The sequence below is a fragment of the Streptomyces sennicomposti genome (genome assembly GCF_019890635.1).
Taxonomy (GTDB): Bacteria; Actinomycetota; Actinomycetes; order Streptomycetales; family Streptomycetaceae; genus Streptomyces; species Streptomyces sennicomposti.
The window spans coordinates 1-1,626 of sequence record NZ_JAIOAB010000130.1; the positions used below are offsets into that span (position 1 = coordinate 1).

Here is a 1,626-nt window from a genome sequence, read left to right on the forward strand (position 1 = left end):
CGAGATCGACCTCCACACCACCGCGGGGAAACTCGCGGATCTTCAGCGGCGCATCCAGGAAGCGACGCACGCCGGCTCGGAACGCGCCGTCGACAAGCAGCACGCCAAGGGCAAGCTGACGGCCCGTGAACGCATCGAACTCCTCCTGGACGAGGACTCCTTCGTCGAACTCGACGAGTTCGCCCGCCACCGCTCCACCAACTTCGGCCTCGACGCCAACCGCCCCTACGGCGACGGCGTCGTCACCGGCTACGGCACCGTCGACGGCCGCCCCGTCGCCGTCTTCTCCCAGGACTTCACCGTCTTCGGCGGAGCCCTCGGCGAGGTCTACGGCCAGAAGATCGTCAAAGTCATGGACTTCGCCCTCAAAACCGGCTGCCCGATCATCGGCATCAACGACTCCGGCGGCGCCCGCATCCAGGAAGGCGTCGCCTCACTCGGCGCCTACGGCGAGATCTTCCGCCGCAACACCCACGCCTCCGGCGTCATCCCCCAGATCAGCCTCGTCGTCGGACCCTGCGCCGGCGGCGCCGTCTACTCCCCCGCCATCACCGACTTCACGATCATGGTCGACCGGACCAGCCACATGTTCATCACCGGCCCCGACGTCATCAAGACCGTCACCGGCGAAGACGTCGGCTTCGAAGAACTCGGCGGCGCCCGCACCCACAACAGCACCTCCGGCGTCGCCCACCACATGGCCGGCGACGAAAAAGACGCCATCGACTACGTCAAACAGCTCCTGTCCTACCTCCCGTCCAACAACCTCTCCGAACCCCCCGCCTTCCCCGACGAAGCCGACCTGGCCGTCACCGACGAGGACCGCGAACTGGACACCCTCGTCCCCGACTCGGCGAACCAGCCCTACGACATGCACACGGTGATCGAACACGTCCTGGACGACGCCGAGTTCTTCGAGACCCAGGCCCTGTTCGCCCCCAACATCCTCACCGGCTTCGGCCGCGTCGAGGGCCACCCCGTCGGCGTCGTCGCCAACCAGCCCCTCCAGTTCGCCGGCTGCCTCGACATCACCGCCAGCGAAAAAGCCGCCCGCTTCGTCCGCACCTGCGACGCCTTCAACATCCCCGTCCTCACCTTCGTCGACGTCCCCGGCTTCCTGCCCGGCGTCGACCAGGAACACGACGGCATCATCCGCCGCGGCGCCAAACTCATCTACGCCTACGCCGAAGCCACCGTCCCCCTCATCACCGTCATCACCCGCAAAGCCTTCGGCGGCGCCTACGACGTCATGGGCTCCAAACACCTCGGCGCCGACCTCAACCTCGCCTGGCCCACCGCCCAGATCGCCGTCATGGGCGCCCAGGGCGCCGTCAACATCCTCCACCGCCGCACCATCGCCGACGCCGACGACACCGAAACCGTCCGCGCACGCCTCATCCGCGAGTACGAGGACGCCCTCCTCAACCCCTACGTCGCCGCCGAACGCGGCTACATCGACGCCGTCGTCATGCCCTCCGACACCCGCACCCACATCGTCCGCGGCCTGCGTCAACTACGCACCAAACGGGAAACCCTCCCCCCGAAGAAGCACGGCAACATCCCCCTCTAGCCCCAGGGAGCGGACATGACCATCAAGGTCGTACGAGGCAACCCCACCCCCGAGGA

Annotated in this window: 1 protein-coding gene; it reads left to right on the forward strand. The window is 67.5% G+C overall.

The genetic code is table 11. The annotated features are described in order from the left end of the window. Positions 1–4: 4 nt before the first annotated feature. Positions 5–1,570, forward strand: coding sequence for an acyl-CoA carboxylase subunit beta (locus K7787_RS31360; protein WP_223003707.1), 1,566 nt, complete (start codon positions 5–7; stop codon positions 1,568–1,570). Positions 1,571–1,626 lie beyond the last annotated feature (56 nt).